This window comes from Agrobacterium sp. lyk4-40-TYG-31 (assembly GCF_030209855.1).
In the GTDB taxonomy this organism is placed as follows: Bacteria; Pseudomonadota; Alphaproteobacteria; order Rhizobiales; family Rhizobiaceae; genus Agrobacterium; species Agrobacterium vaccinii.
Map to the genome: position 1 here is coordinate 130979 of NZ_JARVRE010000007.1, position 9084 is coordinate 140062.

The window sequence follows — 9084 nt, forward strand, 5'->3', positions numbered from 1 at the left end:
ATACGGTATAGTAATCGCAAAACTGCATCTTACACCGTCCCACTTTGTCACGGGGCGTATACACGATGCTAATCGAGATATCAATTGGCTGCATGTACTAACTCCCCTAAATGATCACCGTATAAAGTTTTCACACCGAAGCGCGTTTGTCAAAGCCGTGTAGAACGTAGTGAGCAATACCAAAGTTGCAATTTACAACGGATTGTCAGCAAAAATGTCGAAAAATAGCGAGTGCACGAAAGGGCATGTTCAATACTGCACGAGGCATAAACAGACTGACTGCGTCTCCAGAAGCAAAGCGCCCCCCTCTGCCGGGGTGAGGGGCCGTGCCTCGACCAGTTTTACACGGCAGATGCCGGGACAGCACTCGTGGGCTCGATTTTGCCATACAGGCGATCCGTGGAGCAACATGCGAATGTCCCGTAGTAATCAAGAGATCCACTAGGAATGCCGCGCATCATGTGCTGGCTGGAAGACCCGCATGGACAGGTATCGCTCGCTCTAGATATCGGCAAAAGGCGTTAGCGAGCTGCATCTGCCGCGGCGTCCGGCACTGTGCCTCGAAGACGGAAGGCGATGCGACAAGCACGCAGATGCATTTCGCGCGAGACGTAGCCACGTTCAGCCGATTTAGGCTGTAGAGAAACTCCATGCCGCGCGGCGCGTCCGAATAGCTTGAGGTCGTCATCGAGTAGATGACGATCGGCGCCTCCTGACCTTGGAATTTGTCGACTGTGCCGATGCGGCCGCCGGGGATTCGGTCCTGCAACTCGATGACTTGAGCATTGTACGGCGCGATTATGAGGATTTCATTGAGTGTAACCGGGGCTTCTACCCCATGCTTGTCGATCCATGTCGTCGCTGTCTCAAGAATCTCATCCACGAGGTCACGGATGCACTCCGCTTCCTCGGGCGATGCGCTTTGATTGCCGTCGGACGGCACGGGGACGTAACGTAGGCCCGCGCCGCTAACACGCCCGCCCGACCTTATCTCCTGCACTTCGAGTCCTTGCCTTGGGTGAAGGCGTCCGCCGTAAAACAGCTCAGACGTATAAGCGCAAATATCGGGATGAAGACGCCACGTTTCGGCAAGAAACAGTCCGCGGTCGTCGGAAATGGTCTGGTCGTCACCGAGGATGTGATGGAGCGACGAGACGTCAGTGCCTTCTGGATGGCTTCCCTGCATGGGCTGGTCAAGCTGTTGCGGATCCCCGAGCAGCACGATGGTGGACGCCGCCTGAGAGACAGCGAGCACATTGGCAAGCGCCATTTGCGCCGCTTCATCGATGAAGAGTACATCCACTGATTCAGCCGCGTCGGGTGACGCCCAAAGCCACGCGGTGCCACCGCCGACGTTGACGCATTGGCCGATAGCGCCAAGCAGTTCAGATGGCTTTGTCGTGAAGCGCAAGCGGTGGACGTCGTCTTCTTTGTCGGCAGGTTTCTGCATGCATTGCACATTGACGCCCATCTCGTCGGCCGCCGTCACGACGGCATCCAAAAGATTGCGGATCACCTTATGGCTGTTGGCGGTCACGCCGACAGTCTTTCCCGCCTGAACGAGGGCGCAAATCATGCGGCCACCAGTATGGGTCTTCCCGGCGCCGGGTGGCCCTTGAATAGGGAAGACGCCCGGCTGCAAATGCGGCGCGATGCGCAGCGCGGCGTCAAGCGTAGATTCGCGATCTTGTCGGATCGGCTGGCCGCCAATCCTTGGCAGGATTCGCATTAGGAGATCACGTGCAGCCCTATATGGACCATCACCTTCCATGCCGTTCGCGGCGACATGTTCACCGATGCGAACAAGCGCCTTCGCAAGTACGTCGGCATCAATCACCTTGTGAGCGAAAACGGCCTCGCTGTGGACATCGGCTGTGTCGCCCCGCTTTTTAATATCGACCCAGCGTTCGTCAAGCGCCATCTCCTCGACCGTGCCGAAATGGGCACCGCCCATGTTCCGCAGGCTTTCGCCGCCGCGCAGTTCCGTCTCCTGCGGCGGGAAGCTGTAGCGGTGGATCGGCGCCTTGGCGGTACCGCCGGTTGCGCCGATGAAGGAAAGGCCGGACAGGCCCGCCCGCTCTTCGAGCAGGTCCTCCGCCGCGAGGTCCGATAGCCGGAAATACTCCCACCACAGCGCCTTCTGCTCCCGCCGATGCCAGTCGAGCGAATGGGCAAGCAGCCAGCGCGCGTGCTGCTCCGGTGTCCGGTCCGCTGGATCCAGCGGCACGTCGCCGGTTAGCTGGTCGATGAGCGCATGGATCTTCTCCTGCCACTCGCTGAGCTTCTCACTCGGCGCGCCTTCCGGTGCCTGCGGGCGCGGCACATCCGTGCCTGCTGCGACCAGTTCATCGCGGCGGCTCTCAAGCCAGTCGCGCAATTGCCAGGTCGAAACGCAGTCGTCCCTGTTATAGCCGGCGACTACCGTGCGGTCGGCATCATCGATGAGTTCCAGATTGCCAAGCTCCAGGCAGGCCTGCACCTTTGCGAGCGCCATGTTTGCGTCGGACAGCTTCGTGTCGCGTGTGAACCCGTACAGCGGTTCGAGCTTTTTGATGGAATAGCTCTCGACGCTCGCCCGCAAGGCGTTTCGGACAACGCCGTACAGATCAACGAAGCGCTTGGAGCGCAGCAGGAAGTCTATCTCTTCCTCGCGGCTCGCGTAGCGGCCCATCAACCGCTTGAGCGCCGCCGGCTCGTAGGGCGCGAAGTGATAGATGTGCAGATCGGGGTGCTGTTCGAGACGGGCCATGACGAAGTCGATAAAGCGCTCGAAATTCGCCTTCTCTTCCTCGCGGGTAAAAGCCCAATTGCAGGTGTAGCTGGCGGTACTATTTGTGTCGGCGAAGCTGTAGCCGAACAGATATTCGAGCCCGACTTCACCTGCGAAGGGATCGCCTTCCAGGTCGAAGAAGATATCGCCGGAGGACGGCGCCGGCAGGTTTGCAAGCCCAAACCCTGGCACCACAGGCAGCAACTCGTGGATTACAGTGCCGGCCTCGCGGCCTTCCACCTGGATGCGCGCCTGTTCGCGGATGCGCTCATAGGAGTTGGCGGCCCCCCGAGTGGGCTTCCAGGCGAGTGGTAAGGACATGACCGCAAGGTCGGCAGCGGTATTGATGCCCTGTCGCTTGAGTTCGTCGATCTGGACTTTGCTGATACCGGCGATGAGGGAAAGATGATCGTCGTCGCGCCGCCGCTGGTCGCAACGATCCTGCCAGCGGCAGATATCGCAATGCGATTTCGGGTCGGGATAGATTTCCTGCTCGCCATAGTCTCTGATCGCATGCGTCAGCCCGTCCCTTACCCGGCGGTAATAGGCCGCGTAGTCGTCCATTCGGAAGATTTGCGGCTCGTAGTCGGACCAGGGCGCGACGACGTAGGAATACTCAGGCGTCAGGCCCTGCACGGATGCCACAAGTTCGGCATAAAGGCATAGCTGAAGCACTGTGCCACCCTTTGTCTCGCGTGCAAGCTTGGTGTCGATGACCTCATATGACCATGCCCCAAGATCGCTTGGCATCTCGATGCGGCGAAGAATGTCGGTACGGCCCACCCACTCGTTAAGCCGGAACGCGCCCTGGACGATGATAGGATGGCCATCAACCATGGCCGCTCGGGTCCGGACAACGGCATCGTCTTCAATCTCAACTCCTTCTATCACAGTGACGTCGAGTCCTTGTGCCTTCAGATGATTGACGAAGTCCTGTTCATGGCGCGCGCCACGCTCCCACAGGATTTGTAATAGCGGGTCCCAAAAAGCAGGCTTGGAAAGCGTGCCTCGCGCGACCTCGATGTCGAGACCGGTTAGATGGCGGCAATTTAGGTGCCCGACAAGGTCGGTAGCGCTAAGCCGAAGAGAGTCGTCACAAAGTTGCATCAGATGATTTTAGCCCTAGTCGTAGCCCAAAAAGGGATTTTTTATGAACTTCTTGATGGTCACGACGCCTGCAATGAGTTCTCGCGCAGCCACACCGTGATGGCGTCTTGAAGCATCCAAGGGGAGGGTGCGCTGCACGTCTCCACGTCATTTCCAGGCTCCATGAAGTAGGACCACTCGAAGTCGTCTGAATACCACGTGCCGATGAACTCGCCGTCCAGAAGCAGAACATCTCCCTTGTCGTCGTTGTTGTGATAACCCGTCAAGACAACCCCGTCTCGGACCATCGCTCCAGAAGCGCTAAGCTGCAAGAGTTGGTTGAACTGCGAGCGTATGGAGTTCTCGGTCAATCCTGTTAGTCTTCCAGTATCGTACGATCTAAACTTAACACGGCCAATAAAGAGACCGGTGTCATCAATCTCGATATCGCAACTGAAAAGGTTCTCCCGCTTCATTTTTTTCGCTCATACCATGGCTCCTTGAGCTACTTTGCGTAAAATCTGATGGAAACCGATTGATGTCAGAGTGGCTATCGCTAAGAATTTTACTGCCCCTGAGCTACCTTAAAATCGACGACGACCGGGCTACCATTCAGGCTGTCTATTGCGCCTTGAGCGTAGTGCGAGCCATCCAGCCTTCTACACCGGATTCAAGTCTGACGCGGCTCCAGCCACCTTTGGTTTCGACTACTTCGACAGCCGCGTTCTTTGGAACGACCAATATGACTGGGAACCTTGTTCCTGCCCCCTTGCGCAGATTGACTGCAGTAGACGCGTACTGAACGTGTTTAAGGGATGGGTTGTCTGGTTCTGTGCCCTCCGCGGAGGAGTTTTTGGCAGGCGGTTCGACCTTAGCCTCTGGTTCAATTTGCACAGTGGGACTTGATTCCGTTGTTGGCTTGCGTTCGACTGCCGCAGAAGAGGCCTGGGTATTTTCATTTTCCGCGTGGGTGGCGGCGGCAATCGCAGCAATTGGCTCCGGTCCATCGTTCCCGTTTTTCCCGAGCGTTGTGAGTTGGGCGAGAAGCGGAAGTGCCACAAGAAGGAATATTACAGACGCGGCAATTCTCTTCCAACGAGTATGCTTTGACTTGGGAAGTTCTGTGACAGCTTCAGTCACAGGCTTCAAAACCGGGCTCGCTAGGGTCGAAATTGTCCGATCTCTAGGTAGCGCAGCCAATTTTCTCACGCCATCAGCGAACCCGTCAGTGACACCCGTTTTAGATACCTGCACCAATTCGTTCAGGCCACTGCTACTGGTGAAATGGATTGCCTCGTACAGGCAAATCGGTATTTGCGTGTTGTCCTTGAACCGTCTGTCAGGGCCACCACTTTTGTTGGGATGCTTCCAGGTGTGATCTACAACCCTCGCGTCACCCGGCACCCGTTCAGTCTCAATGAAACGTGAATCCTCCCAGCGGACATTGAGCTGGGCGTAATTCACGGCTCCAACGCGGCCACCATCCTGGACGAGTACGACGTCTGGCATGAAATACATGACCTGGCGTCCCACATGGAGTGCAGGGGGTGTCAGGTTGCTTTTGATGACAATGGGTAGCTTGTAGCCGAGAACTGTCGACTTTCTGTTGACGAGATGGGAGGCTCCGGCGTTACGTTTCCACGCCGTTAGGCTTTGGACTGCGCCGCCTGCTTGGATGTGCCATTTCGCCGAACACTGTTGCAGCCTGTCGAAACCTTCAGTGAGCTGCCTATACGATGTTTCTGCGTCGCCCTCGAGATCGTAATAAAGAACGGTAGATCTGCGGTATGAATCCAGCCATCTACCGATCATCCATCCAAGACCGCCAAGCGCACAGAAGATCAGACCTGCTCCACTGGAAGCGAGCCCAGCGACAAGTCCCAATCCAATCCCGATCCACATCAGAAGCGAAGACATCGCCGTCTGCGCGGCCTTCGAATTGATCTCATTCAGTAGATCGGTGAAGGACTCATCCTTCATGTTCAATACGTCGCCAGACTCGATTTCAATCATCTTGACGTCGTCTGTCTCGAAGGTCAGGTCAGAAGGTACTCTGGAGTGCGCTTCAGAGGAGGCGTTCCGACGAGATTGTCCCGCGTTGCCAAGTGTTGCGCGGTAGTAAAGCCCGCCGCGACCAGCGTGGATGTAATGTCCTCTAGGCCCAGTGCCGATCCGTAGCCCCTTCACCCCAACAGACACTCCCACTCCACCTTTGGAGAAGTTGAACCGAAACGGCCCCGCCGATACTGACTTTCGAATATAGAATGGCACGTGAGCCCCCCGGCAAAACATGTTGTAATGCCCGGCACCAAGCAACTCATGCGCAGCTTGAAACCGAAGCAAAGTGTCGAACGACAATCGTGTTTAAGCATATTCAGAATAAACGGTGAAGTTGCTTTATCGCATATGGACCGCAACGTTCATTTGTGCATGATCCGCGTCACAGGGAATGGGGAAAGTGCATGTCTGAAAATGTTCTTGGTAACGGCGAAATAGAGAAGTCGGTGTTCGACAGCAGTTTGTCGGTTGAGGCAAAGGTTGAGCGTGCGAGGACTGAGCTGCTTGACTTGTCAGCACGAAATAGGCTGCTGAACGTCCCAAGGTTCTCCAAGAGTGCCAAGACGATCGACATAGTCGACGAGCAGTCCGCGGAAATTTTCCGCATCCTTGTCACCGAGGCCAAGGCGATGACCTTTCTCGCAGGCGCCAAGGGGCGAGAGCTGAAGGACGGTGAGGAAGCAGAAGACGTCCTGGAACTGGACCTTCCGGACGATGACGAACGTGACGGGTCCGGTCGTCTCGTTCGCCACGGCGACACCAAGCTTCAAACGCGGATGACGCCGAATGCACTTCAGAAGCGTCTGCTGGATCTCTATTTTGACGCGCGGACGCTAGAGGAAGAACAAGGCGTTAACATTCTGTATCTCGGCCTTGGCACACTCAAATGGGTCGACCCAAACAACGCTGAGAACGTCCGTTATGCGCCATTGATCCTCGTGCCGGTGGCCCTGGAGCGCGCAAGCGCAGCAGAACGTTTCAAATTGCGTGCCCGACAAGAGGACTTTGCTTCAAACCTGTCGCTGGAGGCCTTCCTCGACCGGGTACACAAGATTACCATGCCGTCGTTCGACGCATCAGATGACTTCTCTTTTGAAGCTTACGCCAAACAGGTCGGGGAAGCTGTATCCATCAAAGCAGATTGGTCGGTTCAGCCTGACGACGTTGTGCTTGGCTTTTTTTCGTTCGCCAAATTCCTGATGTACCGGGATCTGGATCCTACCCTTTGGCCCTCTGGCGCCAAGTTCACCGACCGAACCCTGATCACCTCACTCGTATCCGATGGATTTCCGAGAAACGATGATCTGCTGTCCGAGGAAGCGAGGATCGACGCTCATATCTCGCCCGCTGAGATGACGCACATCGTTGACGCTGACAGCTCGCAGACCGTGGCAATTCACGAGGTCAGAAAGGGGCATAATCTTGTCATTCAGGGTCCGCCCGGAACCGGAAAATCGCAGACTATTGCCAACATTATTGCCGCCGCTGTGGCCGACGGTAAGACGGTTCTGTTCGTCGCCGAGAAGATGGCTGCTCTTGAAGTGGTAAAAAGGCGCCTTGATCAAGCTGGCGTCGGTGACGCTTGTCTTGAGCTACATTCGAACAAGGCTAACAAGAAGGCTTTGCTGGGTGAGCTTCAACATGTCTGGGAGCTCGGCGCGCCAAAAGGTGAAATTTCCGATGCGGTCGATAGGAGACTTGTCGAAGCGCGGGACAGTCTCAACTCACATCCAGAACGTCTACATCGAGTGTATCTTCCATACGCTCTGACACCGTACCAAGTAATCGGTCAACTGTCACGCCTTCGGCAGATGGGGACGCCCCCGTCGGAGATCGAGCTGCCGGAAGCTGCAAGCTGGTCACCGGAAACACGAGAGCGGATACAAGGCCTCCTTAGGGAGCTCGCTCAACGGATCGATGATATCGGGCTTCCATCGCAACACGCTTGGTCAGGTGTTGGCCTCACGTCGATTACCCCGCTCGACCACGAGCGGCTTACCAAGCGACTGAAGGAAACCGCCTCCGACCTGTCGTCGCTTCGACGCGACATGGTTGATGTGACGGCATCTTTGTATAGCGAGCCAGTTTCCTCGATCTCTGAATTCAGCGAGAAAGTCAGGCTGGCTGAAGCGATAGCGACAGCCCCTCATGCAATCTCGTCCAGCGCACTCTCCTCATCGGTGTGGGAAGAATCGGAGGGGGATGTACAGAAACTGGTGCGCGCCGGATCGGAGCTCTCGCGCCTTTCCAGCCAAATTGCCGAGCACTTCAAGGATGGCGCTTGGGAAATTGAACCGCGACCGATGCTGGAACAGTTCAAGCAGCTTCCGGCTTCATTTCCGGAAAGCGGCTTCGGAACGATACGACAGATCGATGCGGCATTGCCCCGTTTCCTTCAGTCGGTCATCTCCTTGAAGCAGATGCTCGGAATAGATGCGTCTTCCACGCTTGGATCGATCGGCAGGCTGGTAGATATTGGCGACAGGGTGGCGGACGCGCCGGACGCGAGCCCAGATGCATTCGTTGCAGCAATATGGGAGCGCGGCCTGGAGCAGGCTGGTGATCTGGCTGAAGCTGTTGCCATCTACAGGCGGACCAAGGCCGAGTTGGACGGTAAGATGTCCGAGCAGGCCTGGGACATGGACCTTTCTCTGACGCGAACGGCTGTAGCGCTTCATGGAAGGAAGGCGCTGAAGTTCTTCAGTGGCGACTGGCGGAGAGCCAAGGCGTTACTACGAACCATCATGCCGGAAACAACCCCTGAAGAAACCGTTCGTCTGCTCGATCTCCTGCAGAAGGGCAAGCAGGCTCGGACAACCATAAAAGATGGTGACAGCTTAGGGCGCGGGGCGTTCGGCGCCGATTGGCGCGGTGAGCGGACAGATCCGCGTCCGCTAGAGGATCTTGTCATATGGATGAGGAGTCTCAGAGGCCTCGGGCCGGAAGCGCGTGCGATTGCTGGTAGACTGACCGACAAGCGCGCCCTCAAGGCTCGGTGCGATCAAGTTCGCGGCATGTTGGAAGAGGTGCGAAGGCTCCTCCTGACATTATGGTCGGATTTGGGAGAACAGGGCGGCATGCTGCTCAAGGACGCTGCTGGGCCTGAGGAGGTACCTGAACCGCACCGGGTTTGCCGGAGGCCATTTCGGTTAAGTTATGCGGCCATGGCT

Annotated in this window: 4 protein-coding genes; 1 reads left to right on the forward strand and 3 read right to left on the reverse strand. The window is 56.7% G+C overall.

What is annotated here, in order from left to right; translation table 11 throughout:
* Nucleotides 1–457: 457 nt before the first annotated feature.
* From QRN55_RS15755 to QRN55_RS15765, 3 genes are all read right to left on the reverse strand, one after another.
* The gene (locus QRN55_RS15755) at nt 458–3877 is read right to left on the reverse strand and encodes a TM0106 family RecB-like putative nuclease (RefSeq protein WP_284777422.1); all 3420 of its coding nucleotides are present in this window, start codon (nt 3875–3877) and stop codon (nt 458–460) included.
* Nucleotides 3878–3936: 59 nt separating this feature from the next.
* Nucleotides 3937–4332, reverse strand: a complete 396-nt coding sequence (locus tag QRN55_RS15760) for a hypothetical protein (RefSeq protein WP_284777423.1) — start codon at nt 4330–4332, stop codon at nt 3937–3939.
* Between the two features lie 145 nt (nt 4333–4477).
* The gene (locus QRN55_RS15765; protein WP_284777424.1) at nt 4478–6127 is read right to left on the reverse strand and encodes an SH3 domain-containing protein; all 1650 of its coding nucleotides are present in this window, start codon (nt 6125–6127) and stop codon (nt 4478–4480) included.
* A gap of 191 nt (nt 6128–6318) precedes the next feature.
* Between QRN55_RS15765 and QRN55_RS15770 the strand changes: the two genes are divergently transcribed.
* Nucleotides 6319–9084 (forward strand): DUF4011 domain-containing protein (locus QRN55_RS15770; RefSeq protein ID WP_284777425.1); only part of this gene is annotated, 2766 nt, incomplete at its 3' end.